This is a genomic window from Actinomadura sp. KC216, assembly GCF_004348535.1.
Taxonomy (GTDB): Bacteria; Actinomycetota; Actinomycetes; order Streptosporangiales; family Streptosporangiaceae; genus Spirillospora.
On sequence record NZ_SMJX01000008.1, the window covers coordinates 14817 to 39464 of the forward strand.

The following is a 24648-nucleotide window of genomic DNA, read 5'->3' on the forward strand; positions in this document are numbered from 1 at the left end:
CTCATCGGGCGCCGACCCGGTTCGGTGTTCTGGACAGCTGCCCGGTGGGGGTGGGTGATTTGAGCCGGGCGGTCTTGGCGACGCTGCGGGGGGAGCTCGCGTTGTGCAGGAGCAGGCCCGGCACCGATCGTTTGGCTAGACCGGTGAGGGTGCGGCCATAGCCGACCTCGACGATGGTGTTGGCGCCGAGCTCGGCCAGCGCGAGCTGGGTGTCAAGCCACCGGACCGGGGTAACCAGGTCGACGGCGACGTGGTCGCCCCAGGGGGTGGAGTCGAAGGGGGGTGAGCTGGTTCCGTTGTGCACGATCGTGGTGCTGGCCCGCCGGAACCTGACGGCCTTCAGGCGTTCGGCGAACTCCTCGGCCGCCTCCCGCATCAGCGGGCTGTGGAAGGAGCCGGCGATGTCGAGGCGGATAACGTCGCGGGCACCCAGCAGGGAGGCCTGGGTCATGGCCAGGCGCAGCCCGTCGACGGTGCCGGAGATCACTGTTTGAGTCGGGGCGTTGTCGTTGGCCACCCAGCAGGCGGTGTCGGCGCAGGCGGCCTCAGCGATTGCGGCCGAGGCCAGCACCGCGGCCATGCCGCCAGGGGTCCGCTGGCAGGCTCGCTCGCAGATCTCCGCGCGGGTCGAGACCACCGTGACCGTGTCTTCGGCCGAAAGTACCCGGGCTGCGTACAGTGCCGAGACCAGGCCGAGCGAATGACCGGCCACCGCGATCGGGGTGAAATCGGGGCCGAGGGTTGACCACGCCATCATTGAGCACAGGACCACGGCCATGTGGGCGTCGACCGTGCCCTGCGGCGGGTGGCCGGGATCCAGCAGCATGGTCGACAGATCCCGCTGCAGTTGCTGTTCCGCCCGCCTGACCAGGTCCCACGCGGCGTGGGCCTGCCAGGGCACGCCCATGCATGGCGCCTGCGACCCTTGGCCAGGAAACACCGCGGCGGCCGTGGCCGGAGCGCCGGACGTGGGCGGGGTCGCCGACGGCAGGGCGCTCATTCCGCCACCGCCGTCGCGTAGATCCAGCCGAACGCGGGGAGGTCGTCGCCGCCGTCGCGTACGCACTCCCCGGTAAACTCGAAATGCTGGTGCTTGCCGTAGTAGTCGACCGTCACTCGTTCGCCGACTGGCGGCCGTCCGTCCGTCACCGTGATCGGAGCCCGGCAGCGGGTCGGCATCCCCGCCGGGCCGCCGCGCAGAGCGATGATCCGGTGTTCCGTCATCAAGCCCGTGTTCATGTCCTCTCCTCTTCGCCGCTGCTGCTGGTGGATCGGCCGTCACGCCCCATCAGCCGACGTGGTGGTCCGCCACCGCCCGCACCTCGGCGGGCGCAGTCTCGGCCCGTCCATCCCGGTAGCAGCGGCTCGGGCCACCCGGATCGGGTCGCGTTCGGCGGGGTCCACGCGTGCCCGTTCGGCACCGTTGTGACCGCCGCAGTCGTTGGCCGCGACGTCATCTCATCTCCTGACGCAGCGGTCGGCGGAATCGTGCGTGGCCAAGGCAGGCGCCTCGGCGCGCCGGCCAGGCCGATGTAGCCGGCGTCCTCACCCTCGATCTGTCCGACGAACTCTCGGTCCGGTGAACACGCGGTTCGGGTTGTGCTGTACTGATCAAGCCACTCACGACCAACTGAGGCACGCGCCTGCCCGGTCGTGATCCGTCGTCTCCATAGCTTCATTTCTCCCGACTTCTGCCTGCGGGGCGAGCACCGATTTCCAGTAATGGACGACGCACTCGTCCATGAGGCCGCCGACTTCGAGAGCCTGGGCGCGTTGTCGCCCTTGTCCAGCCCTTCCTGGACGAAATCCAGGACTTGCTCGGACAGGCCATCGGGCGTTTCATCGGCGTGGTATTCGATGATCTCGCCGGCGATGGCGGCCGGCGCGGCAGCGAAGGCTTCGGCGACCCGAAGGGTGGTGTGGTCGTACCGGTGAAGGTCGGCGAAGATGGCCATGCCGAAGTCGGCCTGGCTGCCGTGCAACGCGGTCCAGCACAGCAACCCCGGGTAGGCGGTGGACTCCTTGGTCCAGGGTGGGGCGGGCAGTGCGGTGCTGCTCAGCCCTACCGAGGACTCAATGGCGGGCAGTTCGCGCTGCGCGCTGTAGGCCATGGCACTCAGCGGCTGGGACATCGCGTGGGAATAGCGCAGGGCGCCGAGGGCATAGGCGGTGACCTCGGTGTCGGCCGCGCTCGACTCCAATCTCACCAGATCGCGAAGTCTCTTCTCGGTGGCACCGTCGCAGCGGATGTGTTCGTACACGCAGTCCAGGTGCCGATCGGACTCCCGGTTTCCGGTCAGGTCGTCGGCGAGGGATCGCGCGTCCGTGCTGGTGAACATGGAACATCAGTGCCTTCGAATATCGTTCCCTGCCTGCTCGGGCAACGTTACCCCCGGACTTTGAGATAAACCCGCCATTTGCGAGCTGGCGTGCATGTCAGAAGTTTGTCAGTGCGATGTCATCGAAAAATCAGAACGATAGAGATCAGCGGGAGAGATGACAGTGGGCAACCACGAAAGAAAGGCCGCCGATGAAAAGTGTCGGCGTATCCCGTGCCTCAAAATCGGCGGCGGCCGGACCGTCGAGGAGTCGGGGCCGCCGGGTCCCGCGGACCCGCAACGACCCCCGGTGAAGATCACCCGCCTCCACCATCCCCAGGGAACCGGCGGGCCGGCAAGGTCCGGGGCCGCGCTCGGCGCGGCCATGGCTCAGGACGCCAGCAGGACCTTGCCCGTCCGGCCTGGCCGCCCCGCCTGCTGGACGGCGTCCCTCACCTCCGGCTGGGGGAACCGCCACGTCCGTCGCGACGTCACCGGACCGGGCCGTCGCGCTGACCTCGTCACCGAGCTCGGCACGCTGCGCGGCAGTGAGGGTCCGCACGTGCTCGGGAGCCAGAAGCCGCTCACATGGACGGACCGGAACACCAGGTCCGCGACCGGTACGACAGCGGGGTCCTCGGTCAGCATGCGTACACGGTGAAGCTGACGACAGGCCCGCGCAGTCCCCCGTGCGAGGGCCGATGATCCGGATGCCGGGGACGTCCGCAGCTCGCGGAGGGTGACCTCGGTGAGCCGGGACTCGTGGGCCGTCAGCGCATGCCGGTCGAGGCGCTCAGGGTAGCGGCATGCCGGCGGCGAGCGCGAGCGCCTGGGCGACCATCGGCGTGCCCGCCTCGAACCGCGCGGGCGGCGGCGCGTACGGGGTCTGCCGCGGTGTGACGGCGTCCTCCATGTGCGCCCCGCCGAGGTACGGCGGAAGGTCCGCCAGCAGCGCACGCCGTCCCCAAATGGCGCCGATGCCCGTCGGCCCGTACATCTTGTGGCCGCTGAACACGGCGAGGTCGACGTCGAGGGACGGGAGGTGGAGGGGCATGTAGGCGATTGACTGGCAGGCGTCCAGGACCGTCAGCGCGCCCACGGCCGTGCCCTCGCCGCCAGCGGGGCGGGGGAGGTGATGGTGCCGCACACGTTCGACTCGTGGCACAGTGCGAGGATCTTCGTCCTGGACGTGATCATCTGGTCGAGACCGGCCAGGTCCAAACGGCCGCGATCGGACGGCCGGACACTGACGGGGATGTGGCGCAGCGCCGCACCCGTCCGCTCGCCGAGCATCTGCCAGGGGATGAAGTTGGCGTGGTGTCAGCTCAGTGATCACGATCTCGTCGTCCGGGCCTGTCACCCGGCCCGAGTCCTGGCCGACGCGGGCCACGGGGTTGAGCGCCTCGGTCGCGCTCTTTGTGAAGACGATCTCATCCGGCGCGGCGCCGACGAAGTCCGCCACCGCCCGGCGGCTGTCCCGCAGGATCTCCGTGGTCTTCCGGGCGAGCCGGTGGCCGCCAACATGCGCGTTCGCGTTATGGAAGACATTGAAATCCTGCTCGGCATTGAGCGCCAGCGACTGCTTGTGCGTAGTCGCCGCGTTGTCGAGGTAGATGAGTGGGGGCCGGTTGATGAGCGAAAAATCACGGCGGATATCCCAGGGGTCGTACCGGCCTTCGGCCGTGGCGGCAAAGAACATATCGTGGACCCGGCACGTACACTTTTCTTTGGTCTTCATGAATTATCTCTGAGGTCACGGATCAGTCGGTACGGCGCTCATTTGTCATCCGTTCTCCCCAGAATCGAATGCATCCGCCGCTCGAGTGCCGGCGATGGCGGAAGGCCGAGTTCGTGCGCCATTCGCGACGTAGTTCCTGATATATTTCGAGCGCCTCTTTGGGATGGCCGGCGCGGTCGAGGGCGACCATGAGCTGACCGTAGAGACGTTCATGCAGCGGATTGCGGGAAATCAGCTCCTCGAGCACGGGAATGATCTCTTCCGGGCGGTACCCCTCGTCCAGGTTGATCTCGATGACCCGGGTCGCGACCAGAGTCTTCATGCGATTGAGGCGGGCCGCCTCGGCGTCGCGAATCGGCCCGCAAGGGACGTCCTGCAGCGCGGGGCCACGCCACAGGCCAAGCGCCTCCCGGTAGAGGGCGAGCACCGGCGACGCGCCCTCCCCACGGCGCTGGCGGGCTTGGTTGCACAGTTCCTGGAAGCGCGCGGCGTCGACTCGGTCCGGCGGGACGTCGAGTTGGTAGCCGGGGTCTCGGGTGAGAAGCGGGAAGTGCGAGCCGCTCCGGTCGTACAGCATCCGGCGCAGCCGCGAGACATGTGCCTGTATGGCGTTCTCCGCGCCTTTCGGTGGCTCCTCCGGCCACAGTTCCTCACTGATTTCGCCGATGGAGACGATCTGCCCATTCCGGATCAGCAAAGTGGCGAGTAGTTGTCGCTGCTTGCGTCCGGGGATCCGCTCCGCCCTTCCATGCACCTGAATCTCCAGTGGTCCAAGGTAGGCAAACGAGATCATCAGGTGTGCTCCAACGGGTGGATCGTGCATCGGATGCTATCCGAAAAAAAAGGATCTTCCCAGCGGTGCGCGCCATGTCTGATACCCGAAGCCTGCTCACTGATTCACTCAGTTCACAATGGCAACTTCGCAATACCGGGATTTCAAGCCCGCGTCAGATCGATGTCAGAGGCTTGTCGATACCTCGGGGAAGACGAGGTTGGACCGCAGTCGGACAGGCCAAAACATGCCCAAGGGTCCGCGCGCCCGTTGCGGCGACACCGCCCCATTGGGAAAGTTTGAGAATGAGCCGTTTCCCTCCCGGGAGGACTGGTCACGACCTGGATGCGGTTCGCCGATTGTGATCGCCAAGCAGTGAAGCTCCCGGTAGATGCGGAGTCGACCAAGACTCGACCGCACCACCAGGAGCTTCAGTGCTGTTCTATCGCGCTACGCTGGATCTGTCGCCCGTGTCCGCAGATACGTGGCCGGCCTCGTCCGCGACCACCGCCGTCGGATCGGCTCACGCTGGCGGGCACTGCCGTCCGAGCGCCAAGCCCTGCTGGTCCTGGTGCACCTGCGCCGCAACGAGACCTTCCCCGCCCTGGCCGCCGCGTTCGGCGTCGGCCTGGCGACCGCCCACCGCTACGTCACCGAAGTGATCGAGCTGCTCGCCGCGCTGGCACCCGACCTGCGAGCTGCGATGCGCATCGCCGCACGCAAGGCGTTTGTCATCCTGGACGGCACGCTGGTGCCGATCGACCGGCTCGCAGGCGCCGATGATCGGCGGGTCTACTCCGGCAAACACCGGCGGCACGGCGTGAACGTTCAGTTCCTCACCGACCCGCACGGCCGCCTGATCTGGGCCTCGGCCGCGCTGCCCGGCTCCACCCACGACCTGACCGCCGCCCGCCTCCACGGCATCATCGACGCTCTCACCCGGAAGGCGATCGCCTGCTACGCCGACAAGGGCTACATCGGCGCCGGCGGCGCAATCGGCACGCCCTACCGCCGCCGCCACGGCCGCAAGCTCGGCAAGCGCAAGAAGCTGTTCAACCGCCACCACACCAAGATTCGAGCACTGGGCGAACAGGGCGCCGCCACCCTCAAACGCTGGCACATCCTCCGCCACGCACGCTGCTCACCAGCACGGCTGACCGCCATCGTCCAGGCGATTCTCGCCCTGCACCATCACACCAACTGAGGTTGGAAAGAGCTCAATGACGCGGATAGGCCTGAAGGGTGTGCTCTCGGGAATATCGGGCCACCAGGACAGAGCATCAGGGATCCAGCGATCTGCTCGTTCCCAGAGCCGAAGCAGTTCATCGGGCGTGTGGGGGACTTCCACGCCGTCGTCGGTGCGGATCGTGGTCCACCTGGAGTTGAGACCGAACAGGGTGCGCTGCTCGATTCTGACGACCTTGCCGTGGTTGCGCGCCCGCTCGGCTACTCGGTGTCCAGGTTTTCGCGTGACTCGGTCGCCAACTTGCACGCCTTTCCTCCCTTCTTCTGCTTGGGCTGCCCACGAAGGGCGTCCTTCTCGGTTGCCGCTTTTGGTCGTGGTCAGGCACTGCGGACTGCGGCGCGTGGGGACGGGAGACGCGAGGCCCGGTGGGTGGACTGCGACCCGAGTGGCCCATCGAGAGACTCGGGCACGGAGGCCCTCCCATGGGGATGTGGCCACCCGACGCCCATCGATGCGAACACACGTTCGGCCTGTTGTGGTAGATCGGGTAGAACAGGGGCTATGCCCGTGATCGCACCCGTCGTCTTCTCGGCCACCGCAGGGGGAGCCGTCTTCCTTCTGCAGTGGCAGCAGGCACCAGACGGGGCATGGGGCGCCGAGGTCGCGTGGATGGAATGGAGCGGACTTCAATGGCAGGGTCGGCGGCGACAGGTGATGGCCGACGACCTCACCCGCATCGAAGGTCAGGACTACAGCCGAGTGCCTCGCCGACGAGCCAGATGGCCGCGCTGAGCATTCTGGTAACGATCACTGCGAACCGCGCGTGTCCCGGTCGTCGGCAGACCGGGAGGCGGCAGACTCGGCTGCTTCGACCGTGGAGACCGGGACAGGTCCTGCGGTCAGGTCGGGGATCTGGTCAAGGCCGAGCGGCCGCCCCCTGAGCGTCCAACTCGACCACGCGGAACGTCATAACGATCTTCTTGTCGAGGCATACGTCGAACCGTCCGCTCTTGACGGCCTCGGCGGCCTCGCGCAGCGCTAACATCCGGCCGAAGCCGGACAGGCCAGGCAGGAACGACGCCAGGGATTCCAGCGTAAGCGCCAGGTCAGCGCAGGCATCCCCGTGGTTGGTATAGCTCAGCTTGCTGAGGCGCGCTGGTTGGTAGGCGTGCTGAGAACGGATAACCCAGCGAGGAAGCTGGTGAGACACAGCGACACCTCCCTTCATCTGCGATGGTTGACGGAATACACCCCGAAGTGCGGTTCTCGAAATACAGAACTTGAGGTCGGCTGTCTAGTGCGAATTGATCTAGTGCCTTTGAAGGGACGCTCAATGATTTGTTTTCCCACGACCCAGATATCGAACGGTAGCTAGCGGAGCCGCGCTCGGACCGGCCCTGCCCAAAGTTTGGACAGGGCCGGCAGTTGTCACTTACGCGCGTCTCAGGACGGATCGGCGCGCTGGTGAAGGGATGCACGATGACGAATGAATGGTGGTCCGGAACTAGGATGGACTGTTGGAACCATCGTGGCCTTGGGTGTGCCTCTGCTCGGCGTAGCCAGTGGCAAGTTCCTCGGGTGTAATGTTCAATCGCACATGTTTTGGTGGAATGCCCGCCACAATGACGTCACGGAGCAGATGCGCCATCGAGTAGGCCGGGTCGGCTGCCTCGGCGCGGTCAAGGGCGACATTGGCCACTCCGCCGTCGGCAGCAGCCGGGGTCCTGGCAGATGTAGGACCACCACCGATCCTGGTCGATGCGCAACGCTACCCACACCGGCAGTTCGGCCTGCTCTGCGGCTAGCAAAACGCTGTTCATCGCGGGAGTGACCAGCTCCTCGGGTCCGTAGCCGAGCAGCAGCACCGCGGACATCTCGTTGCGTTTCAGCATGGACATCAAGCATTCGTCGACCGATTCGGCTCCCTCATCACTGCTGAGATCGCTGGCATCGACGTCGGCGACCTGATGTACCGGCGTAAGATCGCGCCGCATTACCATCACCCCTTCCTGGTCGGAGATACCGACGACCACCAGGCTCAGCGAAGGGTGGAAGCCCACCAGGTAGGCCGCCACAGCGATCGCGTCCTCAGGAGAGCTGACAACCAGGCGTGACGGCTTGATCCCGTCACCCACATTCTCTGCTGTGTCCTCCGGTCCTGGGGTATTCGGCATCGGGTCACGCTCGCTCGGCATTAGAAACCACATCCCTTTGTGTCAATCGGAAAAGGTGTCAAACAATGGGGGGAGGAGAGCGCGCGGATCCGTGTTAACCGGAACCCGGCACCTGCGCCGAGGTGCGATCTCCCGCAGCCCGGATGTCGCGGAGTTCCACGACAAGTTGCTTGGCCAGCATCCGACGCAAGGCACTGTGATTGGTCAGCGGCACCATGACATTTCGGGCGCAAGGTGCGGCCTGTCCAAGTCGGTACAGATCGCCATGAGCGGCGGCCGGCACTGCGGCCGCCGCCGTCACGGGGACGGAGCCGACTGTCCGCAGATGCGGGCAAGAACTCGCTGCCAGGGACCAGCAGGCACGACATGTGGGCGGCGTCGGCACCAGGTTGGATTCGGTCGGAGCGGTCAGCAACGGCCATTCATCACCCGGCAGCAGCCAAGCGATTCGACCGTCAGTCTCGGCTGCATCCCCACCACAGACCTGGCAAATACCGCTGGTCATGCAGGCCAACTGCCGTCCTGTATGGATTTCGGCGAATTCCGGTTCGCCTGCCCTGCCGGTACGGTTGCGATACCACAACGCTCCGAAACGCCGGTCGGTGGACAGCTCACGGCGGTAGGCCAGCCGCCCCTCCCGCCAGCCGAGCCGCAGCGAAGGGTCGACCTTTTCTCCGGTCCAGCGGACCACCCATGGAACGGGCAAGCCTCGCCAGACCGCAGGAGTTGGCATGTGCATATCAGGCATGTTGCACTCCTTTGTTGCTTTCGGTGAAAAGGGGCGGCGACGGCAGAATTGGCAATCGAAGGTGCGCTGCGTGCAAGTCACTCGTCCCGGGGGTTAAAGGCGAGCGTGAACAGCTGGTCGCACTCGTCCTAGCCGACTATTTCGTCGAGTTCCTCAAGGTGGCCCACCACGCGCACAGCGTTGCTGCTGGCCGTTTTGGGGTTCAGCTTGGTAAAGCGGAGATCATCGAGGTAGCGGGCCTTGGGTGGTGCTCGATGACGTATTCGTCGCTGCCTTCGTAGGCTCGCTTGGCGACGTGTGTGAGCGCGGCACCTTTGTCCGGGTCTTTCATGTCGTCCCAGCCCGGGGCATGACCACGTGGTGGGCGTTTGATGCCTGCGGTAGCACCGCGCCGCGCTCTACAGAGCTCATTGAGCGATTGCGTCAGGTGCGCTGCGCCTGAACATCGAGCAGGGCAGGTCGGCACGGTCAGGCTGCTGTGTCATTGATGTCGTCGAGCCAAAAACAGCGGCGGCAAAAGCGTGAGGTCGAAGCGTTGATCCGACCGCTGATCAACTCCAGAACTACCTGAGTGATGTTGAAGGGCTGAAATTGTTTAGAGGGCGACGCTCTCCCGACTGCGTCCGGGCACATCGGGTCGACGTGCCAACACCACGACTCGACCAGCGTCTTACCCGCGGACCACAGGTGCTCCCAATTCTTGCTGACCACCACGGGGAAGAGCCGGCCGAACCGGCGCAGGTTCTCGGCCCGCCGCAGGTTCTGCCGGTGCATGTTGTGCCCGGGGACGACGTCCAGCAAGGTTCGGCTGGTGAGGACCGGACGTTGATTGATCCTCACCACGACCGCATCGCCGCCGTCGTTGGGTACCACCCACCGGCTGTTGCCGATGCGGGGCGGTCCCAGAGACCACACCTGTCCACACCGTAGGACGATCTTGTCGTCACGGCTTTCGGCGAACGTGACCCAGGCACCGACTCCGTATTCTTTGGGTTCATACAGCTTTCGAGTCCGTTGCGGGCGCCGCCAGGTGCGCGCTTTCGGGGTCCGGGGTTGGGTGCGCCCGTGCACGTCCGCCATGTGTCCAACGAACTCAGCCGGGACGTCGAACTTTGTGTCGCAGAGCCGCATCTGGTTGGTGTCGTCCCGGTAGGCGAGTCGACACCGCGCGAAGAATCTCCCGACGGGCACACCACTTTCACACATGCGTGAACACCCCCCTTCAGGGCGATGGAAAAACGGAACTGGCCTGCTTGAGTCAGCTGTTCGGTGGTTCGCTGAAGCCGTCCCACAAACGCAGAGCGGTGGTGATGTCCTCGGGGCTCGGCGCGGTGCTGCCGGAGAGGTCAGCGAGGGTCCAGGCCAGGCGAAGCACCTGGTCGAGGCCGCGCGGAGTCAGTTGGCCGCCGGTCAGCGCGGCGTCGAGTATCGCGGTCGCCTGCGCTGGTGGGGTGAAACGGCGCCGCAGTTCCGGGCCTGGGATCTCGGCGTTGGTGCGCCATGGCGTGTCCGCCAGCCGACGCGCGGCGCGGTCACGGGCGACCTGGACCCGGTCGGCGACGCGTCTGCTGGACTCGGCCGCGGCCAGATCACGGCGAAGCTCGGCTGGAGATGCCGGGGCGAGCCGGACCTTGATGCCGACGCGGTCCAGCAGTGATCGCGGCAGCCGGGCCAGGTAGCGCTGGCGGACGCCGGGCGGGCACGTGCACGCCTGCGCGTCTGGTGCGCCGCACGGGCACGGGTGGGCGGCCAGCACCGCGATCGGACGAGCGGGAAAGGTCACGATCCCTTGGGCTCCGCTGACGGTGACCGTCCCGTCCTCCAGCGGCCGGGCCAGCGACTTCAGCGTCTGGACGGAGAATTCGGGCGCGTCATCTAGGAAGAGCACTCCTCGGTGGGCGAGGGCGACCGCCCCGGGGTGAACGGTGCGGCTGGTCCTGGCGCCGAGGACGGCGCCGCGCGGATCGGTGTGGTGCGGCGCGCGAAACGGGGGCCGGACTATCAGGGGCTTGTCGGGTGGGAGGATGTTCGCGAGGGAGTGCAGGGCGGTCACCTCCAGTGCGGTGTCGTGATCGAGGTCGGGCAATAGGCCCGGTAGCCGCTCGGCGAGCATGACCGCACTCGTGCCGGCGGGGCCGACCAGAGCGAGGTGGTGACCGCCCGCGGCGGCCACTTCGACCGCCTTGCGCCCACCGGCTTGCCCTCGTACCTGAGCTAGATCCAGATCGCCGGGCAGCCCGATCGTGGGGTGGGCGGTGGGGTGGTAGCTGTCGTGCGGATCGTCGCCGCCTTCGTCGGGCGGTGACATGCCGCGCAGCTGCGCGATCAGCGTGCCCAGCGAGGTGACGCCGATCACGTCGATGCCGGGCACCAGCGATGCTTCAGCGGCATTGGCCTGAGAGACGACCACCACGCTGACACCAGCTTCGACGGCCGCCAGCACAGCGGGCAACACGCCGTGAACAGGCCGCACCTGCCAATCCAGCCCCAGCTCTCCGATCAGCGCCATGCTCGCGCACGCTTGGGCCGGGATGACGTTGTTGGCAGCGAGCACGGCCACGGCGATGGCCAGGTCGAAGACGCTTCCCTGTTTGGGCAGGCTGATGGGGAACAGGCTGACCGCGATATGGCGGTGAGGGAACTGCTGGTCGGAGTTGATGATGGCGGCTCGAACACGATCGCGGATCTCGTTACGGACCGTGTCCGAGAGCCCGATCAGGTGCAAGCCGGGCGTCCCATCAGTGATCGATCCTTCGACGTCGACCACGATGGCCTCGATGCCAAACAGCGCGATCGCGCGCGTACGGGCTATACCCATGGCACGTCAACCTTTCGTCGGGATTGAGGCGAGCAACGACAGCCAGACGGGATCAAGCCCCGTCCAAATAAGTGGTTCTCCGCTCGGGAGAACGCACGTTCAGGATTTGCGAAAAATCCGGAGCCTCGCAGGAACCCACGGGCATCAGCACGAAAGAGCGCGGGCGGTAGCGATCCTGATCCTCAGCCCTTTGTGGGCTAATTGCCGCTATCGGAATGACGGTTCTCGCTATTGGCGTGCGTCATTGCTTCGCGGACCTCCTGGGCCGAAGCACGACCCTCGACCTTGCTATAGGGGATCGTGTCCGTGCTGACCTTCTTGTCCTGTGGGAACTGCCGACGGGCATCGGCTACGGTGTAGATCCCGCGAGTGACTCCGCCGATCATCCACGGCACCGTGACCGACTTGTTGTTGACCCGCATGACCTCGAACCAAGTCCCATGCCGTTTCACGAAATCACCCACGCTGAAATCGTCCTTGCTCCAGACCTTCTGCCCCGCCTTCTGCCTGTCGGTGACAACGTCTCGCCAGTAGCCCAGCTCCCCGTCGAGATGGATGAGGTCGGCGGTCCACCGGCCCGCATCGGCCGGGGCAGGGGCGACCTTGCGGTAGATCTCGCCGCCGCGGCGCATAAGCGCGGGCCCGCCGTCGTCGTGGACCCACCGGTACTCGCCCTCCAGCAGCCGCACCAGTCGCCGGCGCTGCTGCTCCAGCCGCTCGATCCGGCGCAGCACGGTCGCCAAAGCCTCCCGATGGCGCTGGTGGGCTTGGGCGGCCCGGCGTCGGCCCGCCCAATACCGGACCTCGTCCTGTTCAGCCATGGAGGCGTCGTGGGCGCTCATCATCCGGCGGTGCGCGGCGCGCGCCGAGTTTGAGATGAGCGGTTGCCCCAAGGGCCAACTGTCGGCGGATTGGCGGTAGCGCGCGTACGCCGCCTCAGAACGCGCTGCCGCCTTACCCGCGTAGTCGCCGTAGCGGTCTGCACGCTGGTCGGCGCGTTGGACGCGCTCAGCTTCCTGCTCGGCGAAGCCAGTCGCGGGCAGCGTCGTGTCATCGATGTCGACCTGGACGTCGTGCCCCGCCGCCCGCAATGCCCGCGCGGCTTGCTCGATCTCATATCGCTTGGCCGCCTTGAACCGGCTACGCTGCAACCCGATCGTGCCGATCGAGCGCATCCACCGCCATCCACACCGCAAGTCGCGCAGTACCTCATAAACACCATCGCCCTTTTCAGATCCCTCGATCAAAGTGCCGTCGTCACGGGTATGCCTGATTACAATTGGCATACCAATCCCTCCAAAGTCCAAAGAGTCGAAGCTGGGCATTTCCTGGGCAGGTGAAGAAACTTCTTCAATCTCCGTATATCTGGCGCCAGCGTATAGATCCGGAAACTACCCAGACCCGCTCCACTCCCTGGAGTGGCCGTGGACCTTCTTGGCTGATTCTGGAGCCGGGCTGGTTCGCGGAGGATGTTAGGAGTCCAACAAAGTCTCTCCCGTGCCTCATTCGGAATTTCGATTCACTTACTCATCCAAGGAAGCCTGATTGTTGGGCTTCGGTGGGAAGCCGCGCTCGAAGTTAAGGCTGAGGACCTCCTCGCCCAAAGTGATGACAAACCAGTGATAGCCGCGCTCGGCCGCTACACGCAGATCATCTAGCAGACCTGATTCGACCAGCTCCAGGTACTCGGCGAAGTCGTCGCCGGGCAGCCCGGTGCGGTTCCACCGGCTCCACCAGTCTCCGCATCGGGGATCGAAACCACTGGCATAACAGAGCGGTACGCGGCCCTCAGTGTCCCTCGGTGCGTTCTTGTCAGTCGACATTAAGTAGACGCCGTCGTCGCGGACCAGGATCAGGCAAGGTCCGGCATCGACCTCGAAACCAGGGTGACTCAGGGCTGGACCGGGTTCCCAGCGTGTGGTGTGCTCATTGGCCGCAGCGGCATCTTCAGCCAGCCGCAAGACCGCGGCCAAGTCGAAGCGCAATTCGACCGATGGTCTGGGCATGCCAATGCACTCCTTTCATCCTGGGAGTGACGCTTTCATCGTCGCCGTGAGACGCGAGATGGTGCGTGAACTGATTAGCGATCAACCGTTAATGCAGGGTAGGCGGAAGTGGAGCCCTATTCGTTGGCGCGGCTACGAAATCAGAGATCAGGGGGTGAGCTGGGCGCACTGGCTTGCTACTCGCTGCCACGCAGTCGCGCGTCCCAGCAGCACTCGCCGCCAACCCAACCGCCGTCATGCAGGTGAGCAGTCGCCTTGTCGGCGAGTTCGCCACAGAACTTGCAGCGGACCGTCTCGGGGTACAGCGAGCAGCTCGATGCATGGTCGACGCTGAGCATTCCCGGGTTGGCGTCATTGATCCACTCGCTACATTCGTCACAGAGGGTGGCGTTGCTAGGGCTAGGATCGAACCCTTTCGCTTGAGCCTCGGTCAAGACATTTGGAGCTGAGGCGGGCACCCGGTAAGAAGTGGCGGTTGGCTGGCCCGCTTCTCCTTCGTGTTCAAAGTGAACCAGCCGGTTCCTTTCGTGCATCGTCCTCGCTTCTCACTAAAATTCTGGCGATATGCTCTTGACTGCGAACCCAGTGATCGACTGCTGGTTTTCATCGCGGCGTCATCGACGGCACAGCCATCTCTGGAAGTGTGAATGGCGGTGTCTGATGGGCCGCACTATTTGCAACCGAAGGCTGGGCGCCCCGGCGGCTCGCTTGCTTGCCCCCGGGCAGTGCTTGGAAAACGATGAGCAGAAGAGCGTTTACGGCCTCTGAGTCGATCGCGACGGAGCCGACGGTGGGTATTCGTAGACGAACACGGTTTTTATCCCATCGGCCATCGTGTTCGCTCTGGAAGGGTTACTCCAAGTGCCCCCGCCAGCCCAAGGCTTGCACACTCCGGCTTTGCGCCATCCGTCAAATCGGTAGAGGTTCCCGGTCTTGCCGGGCAATGCGTAACTGACCGCGGCCCGGACGGGCCAGTAGTCCCAGCGGGGCGCCAGGTAGTCACGCCAGAGCCGGAGCATGACTCGCATGATTCCCGGATGCTGCGGGTGGCGCGCGATCCGGGCGAGGTCGACGACCTCGCGGCGCGCGAAACCAGCGGCACGCGCGCCGACCGTCGAGCCGGACACCGCGACGGCGACTGCCTGGCCGTCGATCGCCAGACCCCACGCCTGATAGCCGAAGGGGCGGGTGAACGGGCCGAGTGGGTGACTGAAGGCCGCGAGGAGCTCGTTGGCCTGCTGCTTGGTGACCGGTGCGAAGAACAAAGGATCGCTTTGACCACGGTCACAGCCCGCCGGCCATAGCGTGCCTGGCAACGTGAGCTGTTGCTGCTCGCCAACGACGTGAATTGGGCTGGCGCTGTCCGTGCTGGCCGGATCGTGGTCCGATCGGTCTCGGTTGTCCATGAAGCTTCCCCCTGTTGTAGTCGGAACGGGGGGATCTTGCATGCATGGAATTGGTGAAGCTACATGCTGCTAACTTGAGGGAATGCGCGAATTGTTCACCCAGGTGTCAACCGGGTTCGGCCATGGTTACGGCGGCGGTGCCTCAGATGGGTCGGTGTCGTCGAAGATGACCTCGTCCCCGCACATCACGCGCAGCGGTACCGTCTGGTCGGGCCGTAGGAGGGCGGCGTCAGTGGTGTCGAGGCGATGAGGGGTAGTTTCGCTTGCGAGGATTAGCTGGTATTCACCAAGTGGTCTCTTCTGGTGGTGATGTGGGGAGGTCGTAGCCGAGTTCGTTCAGTCGGTCGATCGCGCCGACCAGTAGGCATGTTTGTGGCGTGGCGTAAATCCAGTGCCAAGCGAATGGGCAGCGACACGATGTCGGTTCCACAGTCGCGTCGCGGTGGCAGCGATCCGTGCACTGCGAGGGCGTTCCCAGGTGGCAGGGGAATTCAGGGCAATCGATGACCACCACGTCGGCGTTTTGTGCGTGGGCGTCCCACCAGTTCGGCTGATTCGGGATCGTTCCGTCGAAGGCCACCAATCCCTGCTCCGACTGGGCAAACCAGAGGTGATACAGCCATGCCGCTGCTTTTGCCTCGGGAAGGCTTCCGGCGTTCAGTACGTAGGTGTAGGGCTTCTCCCCGTCGTGCCGCTCTGAACCGGACACGTTGATGGTGTATGGCTGCATCGGCGGTTCTCCTTGCCCTCTAAGATTCATCTCGCTTTCGCATAGCCGGGCCTGGAATATAAGGAGTTGCGTGACCACGACGGCGGCGCAACGTAGGGTACGGCGGGTCGCCCGAAACGTGGCCCTTACTCGGGCCCGGGCATCGGGGCCGTCAGGGACGCGCTGTCGGTTGGCGTCACGCCCTCGCTTGCGCGGTGGTGGGTTTCACAGTTCCGGTGTGTCTCCCGGCGCGGGGCGTGCGCCTTGCCAGGTGCCGTTGGGCAGCAGTTCGTCCAGGAACGCGCTCAGGCTCTTGTGCAGGACCGTGGTGAGGTTGTTGTGGCTGTGCTCATCGCAGATGATCTCAGCTGCTTCGTCGCCGACTCCGTAGACCGACCAGGTTCCGTCGGCGTGCAGACTGAGCCACAAGGGCGCCCATGCCTCGATCGCGCCCGCACAACCCGGGTGACGGCAGCCGACCCGATCGGGCTCTCGCGGCATGTCAGGTCACCTCGATCCTGCCGGTGAAGACATCGTCCAATTCCAGGCTCAAGCTGGGAACGCAGCGTTCCGCCAGTGCGATCTGGATCATTGCGTCGGTGAACCGCTCGGCCTCGGTGCGGGAGATCCATTGCCGGCCCTCGTCGTCGTACCCGGCGGCAACCCATGCCTCGATCAGCAGATGCCGCGCGGTGTCGGCCTTGGACCGAGCGGTGCGGGCCTCGTCCTCCAGCTGCTTTCGCCTATAGGCCATCGGCCGTTGCTGGTGGTTGGTTTCCGTTTTGTGCAGCATGGTTGCCGAACGGGCCGCGTCGTCCTCGCGCTCGCCCGCCAGCCGGGCGAGTGTCTTGAGCATTTCCCGGACTGCCCGCGGCGAGTCCTCGGTGATGTGACTCTTATGGATCATCGACACTCCTCCCAGTATCTCGGGTGCAGGAGCGGGCATCCCGGGGCACTAAACCGCTAGGCCGGAGCCCCATGAGGCTCGCCTTCGTGAAAATTCGTGCGCCGCCCTGCCTCATTGTTCGTCGGCCTGGAATCCGGGGTGGATTTCCTGGCATTCAACGCATTCGGGATCGCCCGCGTGTGCTGGGTTGACGAAATGCCCGGTGTCGGCGTGATGCTGGTCCCGACGCATGCACACCAGGTCGTGGTGGGTCAGCCCGGTGCGGGTGCCGTCGCGCAGGGACGCGCGCAGCACCTCAACGAGCTTGGGGACGCTGCGGTCTGGCACATTGCAGACCGGCCCTGCGTAGTCGCCGTCGGGGTCGATCAGTTCAACGCCCCAGCCGTGGTTGCTGTCGCCCAGCGGTCCGTGCATGTCCCCGACCGACAGAACGCCCATCCCTTCGATCGGGACGTAGATGGAGAAGCAGCCGCCACCGGTGTGCTCGACGTAGGCAGTTCCGAACGCCTTGCGCAGTGCCGCCACGGCCTCGTCCACGCCCGGCCATTGCTCGTGGCTCATGGCGGGTCCAGCGTGTCCAGGGGCCGCCAGTGCCGGTACCGGACCACCGTCCCGGGCGTCGGCTTGGCCCAGTGGTCATCGGTGCCGCGCAGCTCGGGGTTGAGGACGTGGAACCAGTCCCGATGTATTCGGCGACCGGTTCACCGCAGCCGCACACCGCGACGGCGGTCTGCCCGGCGGTGACATGGTCCAGGTGAGCGCCCGCCAGACGCACTGCCGCACGGCAGCGCCAACCGGCCAAGCGTTCGCCATCCCAGACCATCCGTAGCAACGGACTCAAGGTCGCTCGGAGACTCGTTCGCAACGTCGACAGAAACATGGTTGATCGCCTCCAGCGGGGCAACGATGTCGTTCAGGCGGTCAGGAGGAGCCACGCCGGAAACCACTCGATTCACGGAGCGATACCGGGTGGCTGAAGTGCGTGCCCCGGCGCCCGGCTTTAAGCTCTTCGCTTGGCTATGAACCGCCTTGGTGGCCGAGCCGTCGAGCCGCGAGCTCTTGCGGCATTCACCGGACGCGCACCAGCGTGGATGCGTCGAAGATGGCGGGTGAGGCTCCATCATCGGAGACGTGGTAGAGGTAGATCTCGTCGCCGTGTTGGACAGGATCTTCCAGCAGTTCTTGCCAAGCGCCGGGACCATCCATGTACCAGGGCGCGTAGCTGTCGCCAGCCGTCAAATCAGAAACGAAAGCGCTAGGCTGGTCGTCGTTTTCCCCAAGCGTGATCGTCCGCACAGTGACCTCCTTTCACATATCACAGGAGCCGGATTTGGCGGTTAAGCAGTGAGAGCGTATTTGATGCGCCCGCCCGCCCATTCGGCGATGTTCGAGGGGACGGCATTGCCAGTGAGTAGCCCACCTGGTGTGGCACCGTGGGGGACTTTGTCCCGGTCGGCCTTGGGAAACCGGGTGACGAATTTCCAGCTGTCAGGGAACCGTTGGGCGGAGGCTTTTTCGTGGGTGGTGAACATTCGCACCCGGCAGCCGTCGATGGTCCGGTCGCCACCTGGCTGGACCAGCATGTGGTGGGTGCCCGCGGCGGTGATCGTGGCGACCGGGCCGTCCAGCGATTCCGACAGTTTGTGCCGCCGCAGGATCGCCACGAAGGGGCGGCCGTCCCAGCGGGTCAGGCCGTGCCGGATCCGGGCTCGGGTGGCGGGAGCATACGGTCCGCGCCGGTGCCCGTCGGCGACCAGCCGCATCGGCAGCGACCAGTCGATTCTCGGGGCCATCGTGGTCGTGGCCGGTTCGACCCGGCCATGCCCGGCCGGGCAGAGGTAGTAGTAAGCGCCGTGCCTGCCGGTGCCGGTGTCGTAGGCGCCGACCAGGTGGCCAGCGATCCTGGTCGCGGTCGGTTTCCAGCACCGCACGCCCTGCACACGCGGCACCTCGCTGCGGGGCGCACCTCCAGGTCGACTTCGATACCTCGCCTGGCCAGCACGGTGTTATCTGGACACTCTTGCCTTGTGCGCTGTTCAGGAGCCGGTGACACCTCCCGGTCTTGCCCTGGTGGGTGTACTACGTTCCGCCCATGCGTGTTGTGAAGGTTGTCGGTCCAGAGCCGGGTGAGCCGAATGTCGTCCTGGTGGACGAGGACGGCGCTGAGGTAGTCGAGGTGTCGGAGTTCCTTCGAACGTTGACGGTGCGGCGGTACTCGCCGAACACCGTGCGCGCCTATGCCTACGACCTGCGCCGATTGATGCTGTTCCTCGACGAGCGCGGGCTGGTTCTTGGCGAGTTCACACCAGCTCGGGCCGTGGACTTCCTCGCAACTTTGCGGCGAACGCCGTCCAGGCGTCGTGCTCAGCGGCTGGACTTGGCGGTCACGGTGGACGATGGCCGGCTGCTGTCGCCGCGGACCTGCAACCGCATCCTGGGCGCGGTCTCCTCGTTCTACGAGTATCTGATCACTATCGAACGTTACAGCGGACCGGATAACCCGATCACCCAGCGCACAGACCACGCAGCGGCGCGGGTGCCGGGCCGGTGGAAGCCGCCGCTCTTGACGTCGCGCAGCCAAAGGCCGGTCCGGCGGACGCTGCGGGTCAAGACCACCGACCCCTTGCCCCGGCCGATCGGGGACGAGACCTACCGCGCGCTGATCAAGGCGATGCGCACGCGGCGGGACCGGGCCATGCTCGAACTCATGCACGAGGGCGGCCTTCGCCCCGGCGAGGTGCTGGGCCTGCGGCTGGAGGACATCTCCTACGGTCGATGCCGCGTCACGATCCGCTGGCGCGAGGACCATCCACGCGGAGCGCGCCAGAAATCCCGCCGCGAACGCGTCGTGGACCTGTTGGAAGGCCGGGCCTTGCCCGCCCTCAACGACTACGTGCTGCGCGAACGCCCGCAGGATGCCGAGACCACCCTGATATTCCTAGTCGGCGGCCGCGGTCTTCGCCACTGCGAACCCCTCAGCTACGACGGTCTGGTCCGCATGTTCGCCCGGGCGGCCGAGCGTGCCGGAGTCAGAGACGCCTGGCTGACCCCCCACAGCCTCCGGCACACCCACGCCACCCGCATGTTCGAGGGCGGCATGCGTGAGCTGACCCTGATGACCCGGCTCGGACACGCCAGCCCCGACTCCACCAAGATCTACACACGAGTCGGGGCCCCGGAAGTCCTCGCCGATTACCAGCGGGCCGTCGAGGGAGAGAAAACGTGACCCACCTGCGTGCGCTCTCATCAGGCAGCCCCGGCCACGAGTTCGTGCCGTCGCACTGCCCGCAGGAGGAGTACACGGCCTTCCTGGTCAACCCCGACCTGGGGTCGGAGTATCGCCGCACCCGCCTGCTTCGGGGCTATCGGCGGTTCGTCGCCCATTACCCGGACCTGGGGGCCTGGCAGCACCGTCCGCTCATCGAGCGGATCGGCTGGCGCAACAATGAGGTGCAGAGCCGACGCAGCGCCCCGGATGAGGGCTTCGACGTCACGACCGGTTGGATCAACTTCAACGCCCGGCAGTACCTGTTCTATCTGGGGTTCACCGGACGGCTGCGGCTGGACTGGGGCTGGTTGCTCGGCGTCGGCGTGCTCAAGCCTTGGGGCATCGCCGAGGCCCTCGGCCTGCCGCTGGTCGCGCAGACCGACGCGCTCCTCGCCCGCGCCATCGAGCTGGGCTTGGTTATGAAGAACTGTCGGCAACGGGTCCACTGGACGATCGCTCGGCTGGTCCTGCATCGCGGCGATCCGAACCTGTCGGCGCTCACACTCGACGACATCGAGGAACTACGGGAAGTGCTCCGCACGATCGACACGATCCCACAGATCTGGGACGTTCTCAGCGAGCAGAAGCTGCACCGCGCCCAAAAGAACTGGCGAACCATGGTCTTCCAGACCGGCGTGGTCTTGTTCCACGCCGGAGTGATCGACCAACTCCCCCAGCGACTGCCCACCAAGGAACGGCTGCCGCTCAGCACCCTGCCCCGGGTCCTGCCGATCATAGAGCGCTACATCGCTGAACGATTGCTGTTCGACCGGCCCGCCTCCGTCGAGCACGCCCGGCAAGCGTTCCGGCGCCTGTCGGCCTGGCTCGCCCAGGAAAGGCCCACTGTCGTCAGCCTCGCCGAACTCAACCGTGCTGACCTGCTGGACTTCCTGACCTGGTTGCAGCGACAACGCAAGATCAAGCACCCCGACGAAGAACTCTCCCTGAGCTATCGGCGCTCGATCGCCTGGCAGATCACCGCGTTCTTCCGCTACGCCTCGCAAGCCGAGTGGAGGAACGTCCCCGTCCGGCCACCGCTCACCACCGGAGATGTTCCTCGCGGGACCTTCAGCGTTCCCCGCTACATTCCCACGCACGAGCTCGACCCGCTGATGGAGCACATCCGGCAACTGGAGTGCCCGCTGCAACGATGCGCCCTGCTGGTCGCCAGATGGAGCGGCGCCCGGCGCACCGAGATCCGCAAGCTGCACCTTGACTGCCTCGACGCCTATCCCGACGGCACGCCACGCCTGCGGCTGGCAGCGGGCAAGTCCCGCAAGGAACGCACCGTCCCGATCCACCAAGAGGCCGCCGACGCGATCGAAACCCTCATCGCGATCCGCCAGCAGCAACCCGACCGAGGTGTCTACGACCCCGAACTCGGGCGCCCGGTCCGCCGCCTGTTCCTCAACCACGGACGGCTGGCCAGTAACGACTACCTGTTCGCCGACCCGCTCCAGCACGTCTGCGCCGAAGCCGGCCTCCTCGACGAGCAGGGCAAGGCGCAGGTCCACCCGCACCGCTTCCGGCACACCCTCGGCACCCAACTCGCCGAGAAAGGCGCCAAGACCCTGACCATCATGAAGGTCCTCGGGCACGTCAGCGCCAACATGTCGATGATCTACGCCCACATCTCCGACCCGGTCGTCCTCGCCGACTACCAGGCCGTTCTCCAGCCGGGTGCGATCCTAGCCGGCCCGCAAGCCGACGCGATCCGCGCCGGCCGCCTCGACCAGGAGGCCCTCGACTGGCTGAAGACGAACTTCTACAAGACCGAGCTTGAACTCGGACACTGCCTGCGGCTCCCGCAGGAAGGCCCCTGCGAGTGCGACATCTACCTGACCTGCCCCAAGTTCCTCACCACGACCCAGTACGCCCCTCGGCTCCGCGAACGCCTCTGCCTTGAAGAACAGCTCACCGAAGACGCCGCAACCCGCGGCTGGGACCGGGAAGTCGAACGCCACCAACGCACCGCCGAACGGCTCCGTGCGCTCCTGGACGACCTCGGCGAGCCTATCGATATCCCGCCGCCAGAGGCTTGAGCCGCAGCGAAGGGCAACAGCGGCGCCACTCCATCGCCCCGGCAGATCGACGACAGAATCACCAAGAGCATCAACGGCTTGAACGCCTTAGTGGATGCCTGCAAGTAACGGCCGGCTTCCTCGCCCTCACGCTCCTCGATCTCTCCGGCGTCCTCCCGGTTTTCAAAGAATTAGCAGGTCGGAGGGGTATGTCGAGATGCTCGATAATTTGTCGGAGGTTCCCGCTAGAGTAACGACACTTGGGCGACGCGGCCCATGGTGGTTGGAGAGCCAGAGGAGTCAAGGCGCGGTGACAGGGGCAACGGTGTTCCGGCGGGCGTACCGCTACCGGCTTGATCCTACGCCTCGTCAGGCACGTATGTTCCTGCGAAGTTGCGGTGCGCGACGCTATGCCCACAACTGGGCCGTCGACATGATCTACTCCGCTTTCGATGAACGGCGTGTCCGAACCGCCGCCGGTATCCCAGTCGAGGATCTGCCGAGGGCATTAACCTTCGCTACCTTGAACAATGCCTTCAACGATTGGAAAAAGGGTCGCACCGGTCCGGAGTCGCGACTGCCGAAGTGGTGGCTTGACCGGCATCCCGATTTGGAAGCACCCGAGTGGCTGGCAGACCATTCGTGGGACGTCTACATGTGGGCAATCTACGAGGTCTACGACGGATTGCACCGGTGGTTCAATTCCCGCACTGGTAAACACGGCGGAAAACCGCTCGGTTTCCTCAGTTTTAAATCGAAGAGACGCGACAGCCCTCGGTTCAAGGTCGCGGCCCGTCCTAACGGGGCCCGGCCGATCGACTATCGACACGTCCGACTCCCCAAGATCGGGGCCGTGCACACACGTGACCACATGAAGCGGCTGGTACGGGGGATCGAAGCGGGACGGGTAAAACTCAAACAGGCCACCATTAGGCAAGACCGTCGCGGAGCATGGTGGATCGCTTTCAGCGTGGAGGAGTCCGTTGCTACGCCCGTGCAGCCTACTCGCCGAATGCGTCACAATGGTGCCGTTGCGATCGACATCGGCGTGAAGGCTTTGGCCGTCCTGTCGTTCGGTGAAACGGTACTTAACCCACGGTTTATGGACAGTGCCGACCGTGCATTGCGGCAAGCGCAGCGGGAATTGGCCCGCCGTGTGAAAGGATCGAAGGGGCACGCGGCAGCGCAACGGCGGCACGCTCGACTACACGTCAAGGTTGCGGGGCTTCGACGCAACTACCTTCACCACCTCACCTCGGTGCTCGCTCAGTCATTCGCGCACATCGCGGTCGAAGACCTCAACGTCAAAGGCATGGTCGCCAGCGCTCGTGGCACCAGAGCGCAACCAGGCCGTCAGGTCCGGCAGAAGGCTGGGCTGAACCGGCGCATACATGACGCCGCCTTCGCCGAGATTAGGAGACAACTGGACTATAAAACCCGCTGGTATGGCGGGACCATGGCGGCAGTCGACCGGTTCGCACCGACGTCGAAAATCTGCTCCGAGTGTGGATGGCGAAACCCAAACCTTACGCTCTCGGATCGGACATTCCACTGCGGCGGGTGCGGTATCAGTACCGATCGAGACCTCAATGCCGCCCGGAACATTGCCCGGCTTGCGTCCGAGCACACCGACCACGCCTTCGCTCAAGGCGTCCAAGCCGTGAGGTTGCGTAAGCCCTTACCTGGCCACGGCCAGATGAGGCACTTCCATCGAGCGGCGAACCTCGCACCACGACACGGCCACAGCACGATCGAGGCTGCCCTTCCGGGCTTGGTGGGTCAGACGAGGAGACCGGGATCGCAAGGCCCCGGCGTCCCTGATCCCCACAAACCATCGTCTTGGCAACAAGGCGCTCAGGTTCAAGGGCCGCAATTGCAATCAGGGACGGCACACTAGACGGAGGTTGCCCCCGACACGCCCGAGTAGGTAGTCGGGAAGAAATTCTTCCCGACTACCACCAGACCCATGTGGCCCAAAAGCGTCCAGATAAACGAACACCAGGCGCTCACGCACTTGCGGGGCGGCGGGGTTGCCGGGCGAGGAGACGTGCGCGGCGTTGACCGAGACGATCTGGGCGGTGTAGTTCATCGCCTCGAAGACCTTTAGCCACGGCTCGAACAGGTCCCAGCGTGCGAACCGCAGGACGTTCTCCCCGACGATCACGGCCGGACGGTGGATCTCGGCGTAGCGGATCAGGCACCACGCCGTCGCCCGCGTCGCCGCCCACGGCTGCTGGCGCTGTTGGCGGACGGCGTTACCGCCGGCAGGTGCCGCCTCAGTACAGATCGGGCTGGCGACCAGCACATCGGCGCCCGGCACGCTCAGCATGTCCAGCCGCGAGACGTCCTCAACAATGCCGTGCACCGGCCGGTTGAGCAGAACTGTTTGCACTGCTTCTCTGCACCTGTCAAGCCGGTTGCGGGCATTGGTGCGGGACCTAGTGATGAGTGATCCACCAGCAGGTGAGGTGGATGAGGGCCGAGCCGGTGGCTGTGGCGGCGCCGCGGATGACGGCCTGGATGGCGATGTCGGTGAGGTGGCGCAGATAGGCGCTGCGGGTCATATCGGGATCCCTC

At 65.4% G+C, this 24648-nt stretch carries 25 protein-coding genes and 1 pseudogene; 4 read left to right on the top strand and 22 right to left on the bottom strand.

Annotated features, from left to right (window positions below; translation table 11 throughout):
• Window position 1: 1 nt before the first annotated feature.
• The 6 genes from E1264_RS02495 to E1264_RS02520 form a co-directional block, all read right to left on the bottom strand.
• Entirely contained in the window at window positions 2-1000 is a 999-nt protein-coding gene (locus tag E1264_RS02495) for an ACP S-malonyltransferase (protein WP_132169116.1), read from the bottom strand.
• Window positions 997-1239: a DUF5988 family protein gene (locus E1264_RS02500; protein WP_132169118.1), complete on the bottom strand. Its 243-nt coding sequence runs from the start codon at window positions 1237-1239 to the stop codon at window positions 997-999. Before E1264_RS02500 ends, E1264_RS02495 begins: the two co-directional genes overlap by 4 nt.
• Window positions 1236-2339 (bottom strand): hypothetical protein, encoded by a 1104-nt coding sequence (locus tag E1264_RS02505; protein ID WP_132169120.1) that lies wholly within the window; start codon window positions 2337-2339, stop codon window positions 1236-1238. Before E1264_RS02505 ends, E1264_RS02500 begins: the two co-directional genes overlap by 4 nt.
• Before the next feature lie 369 nt (window positions 2340-2708).
• Window positions 2709-2966, bottom strand: coding sequence for a hypothetical protein (locus tag E1264_RS02510; RefSeq protein WP_132169122.1), 258 nt, complete (start codon window positions 2964-2966; stop codon window positions 2709-2711).
• 145 nt (window positions 2967-3111) lie between these two features.
• Window positions 3112-4056 (bottom strand): aminotransferase class V-fold PLP-dependent enzyme, encoded by a 945-nt coding sequence (locus E1264_RS02515; RefSeq protein WP_132169124.1) that lies wholly within the window; start codon window positions 4054-4056, stop codon window positions 3112-3114.
• 22 nt (window positions 4057-4078) lie between these two features.
• Window positions 4079-4849 (bottom strand): AfsR/SARP family transcriptional regulator, encoded by a 771-nt coding sequence (locus E1264_RS02520; RefSeq protein WP_165963925.1) that lies wholly within the window; start codon window positions 4847-4849, stop codon window positions 4079-4081.
• A 413-nt stretch (window positions 4850-5262) separates the two neighbouring features.
• Here E1264_RS02520 and E1264_RS02525 point away from each other — a divergent pair.
• Window positions 5263-6032: pseudogene (locus tag E1264_RS02525) on the top strand (transposase family protein).
• Window positions 6033-6930: 898 nt separating this feature from the next.
• On the opposite strand, the gene E1264_RS02530 reads toward E1264_RS02525, so the two are convergent.
• The 14 genes from E1264_RS02530 to E1264_RS02600 all read right to left on the bottom strand — a co-directional run bounded on the left by E1264_RS02530 (window position 6931) and on the right by E1264_RS02600 (window position 18722).
• A complete protein-coding gene (locus tag E1264_RS02530) occupies window positions 6931-7224 on the bottom strand; it encodes a hypothetical protein (protein ID WP_132169130.1) in 294 nt (97 codons plus the stop codon).
• A gap of 469 nt (window positions 7225-7693) precedes the next feature.
• On the bottom strand, window positions 7694-8209 hold the full coding sequence (locus E1264_RS02540; protein ID WP_165963927.1) for a DUF4192 family protein: 516 nt from the start codon (window positions 8207-8209) through the stop codon (window positions 7694-7696).
• 73 nt (window positions 8210-8282) lie between these two features.
• On the bottom strand, window positions 8283-8936 hold the full coding sequence (locus E1264_RS02545; protein ID WP_132169134.1) for a hypothetical protein: 654 nt from the start codon (window positions 8934-8936) through the stop codon (window positions 8283-8285).
• A 468-nt stretch (window positions 8937-9404) separates the two neighbouring features.
• On the bottom strand, window positions 9405-10016 hold the full coding sequence (locus E1264_RS02550) for a hypothetical protein (RefSeq protein ID WP_132169136.1): 612 nt from the start codon (window positions 10014-10016) through the stop codon (window positions 9405-9407).
• 178 nt (window positions 10017-10194) lie between these two features.
• The gene (locus E1264_RS02555) at window positions 10195-11754 is read right to left on the bottom strand and encodes a YifB family Mg chelatase-like AAA ATPase (protein ID WP_132169138.1); all 1560 of its coding nucleotides are present in this window, start codon (window positions 11752-11754) and stop codon (window positions 10195-10197) included.
• Between the two features lie 197 nt (window positions 11755-11951).
• Window positions 11952-12929 (bottom strand): DUF3560 domain-containing protein, encoded by a 978-nt coding sequence (locus E1264_RS02560; RefSeq protein WP_165963928.1) that lies wholly within the window; start codon window positions 12927-12929, stop codon window positions 11952-11954.
• Between the two features lie 348 nt (window positions 12930-13277).
• Window positions 13278-13760, bottom strand: coding sequence for a DUF3085 domain-containing protein (locus E1264_RS02565; RefSeq protein ID WP_132169142.1), 483 nt, complete (start codon window positions 13758-13760; stop codon window positions 13278-13280).
• A gap of 755 nt (window positions 13761-14515) precedes the next feature.
• Window positions 14516-15166, bottom strand: coding sequence for a hypothetical protein (locus E1264_RS02570; RefSeq protein ID WP_132169144.1), 651 nt, complete (start codon window positions 15164-15166; stop codon window positions 14516-14518).
• Between the two features lie 283 nt (window positions 15167-15449).
• On the bottom strand, window positions 15450-15896 hold the full coding sequence (locus tag E1264_RS02575; RefSeq protein WP_132169146.1) for a hypothetical protein: 447 nt from the start codon (window positions 15894-15896) through the stop codon (window positions 15450-15452).
• Window positions 15897-16100: 204 nt separating this feature from the next.
• Window positions 16101-16376, bottom strand: coding sequence for a hypothetical protein (locus E1264_RS02580; RefSeq protein WP_132169148.1), 276 nt, complete (start codon window positions 16374-16376; stop codon window positions 16101-16103).
• A gap of 1 nt (window position 16377) precedes the next feature.
• A complete protein-coding gene (locus tag E1264_RS02585; protein ID WP_132169150.1) occupies window positions 16378-16782 on the bottom strand; it encodes a hypothetical protein in 405 nt (134 codons plus the stop codon).
• Between the two features lie 111 nt (window positions 16783-16893).
• Complete coding sequence (locus E1264_RS02590) at window positions 16894-17343, bottom strand: hypothetical protein (protein ID WP_132169152.1); 450 nt, start codon at window positions 17341-17343, stop codon at window positions 16894-16896.
• Window positions 17344-17850: 507 nt separating this feature from the next.
• The gene (locus E1264_RS02595; RefSeq protein WP_117404327.1) at window positions 17851-18078 is read right to left on the bottom strand and encodes a hypothetical protein; all 228 of its coding nucleotides are present in this window, start codon (window positions 18076-18078) and stop codon (window positions 17851-17853) included.
• A 41-nt stretch (window positions 18079-18119) separates the two neighbouring features.
• Window positions 18120-18722: a hypothetical protein gene (locus E1264_RS02600; protein ID WP_132169154.1), complete on the bottom strand. Its 603-nt coding sequence runs from the start codon at window positions 18720-18722 to the stop codon at window positions 18120-18122.
• A gap of 152 nt (window positions 18723-18874) precedes the next feature.
• On the opposite strand from E1264_RS02600, the gene E1264_RS02605 reads away from it, so the two are divergent.
• The 3 genes from E1264_RS02605 (at window position 18875) to E1264_RS02615 (ending at window position 23968) form a co-directional block, all read left to right on the top strand.
• On the top strand, window positions 18875-20008 hold the full coding sequence (locus E1264_RS02605; RefSeq protein WP_132169156.1) for a tyrosine-type recombinase/integrase: 1134 nt from the start codon (window positions 18875-18877) through the stop codon (window positions 20006-20008).
• Window positions 20005-22092, top strand: a complete 2088-nt coding sequence (locus E1264_RS02610) for a tyrosine-type recombinase/integrase (protein ID WP_132169158.1) — start codon at window positions 20005-20007, stop codon at window positions 22090-22092. The genes E1264_RS02605 and E1264_RS02610 overlap by 4 nt, the downstream gene beginning before the upstream one ends.
• A 289-nt stretch (window positions 22093-22381) precedes the next feature.
• Window positions 22382-23968 carry an RNA-guided endonuclease TnpB family protein gene (locus tag E1264_RS02615; protein ID WP_165963929.1) on the top strand — a complete coding sequence of 529 codons (1587 nt, stop codon included), beginning with the start codon at window positions 22382-22384 and terminating at the stop codon, window positions 23966-23968.
• On the opposite strand, the gene E1264_RS02620 is transcribed toward E1264_RS02615, so the two are convergent.
• Complete coding sequence (locus tag E1264_RS02620) at window positions 23951-24463, bottom strand: DNA cytosine methyltransferase (protein WP_165963930.1); 513 nt, start codon at window positions 24461-24463, stop codon at window positions 23951-23953. The genes E1264_RS02615 and E1264_RS02620 overlap by 18 nt on opposite strands.
• A 46-nt stretch (window positions 24464-24509) precedes the next feature.
• Window positions 24510-24635, bottom strand: coding sequence for a hypothetical protein (locus tag E1264_RS45835; RefSeq protein WP_279489600.1), 126 nt, complete (start codon window positions 24633-24635; stop codon window positions 24510-24512).
• Between the last annotated feature and the right edge of the window lie 13 nt (window positions 24636-24648).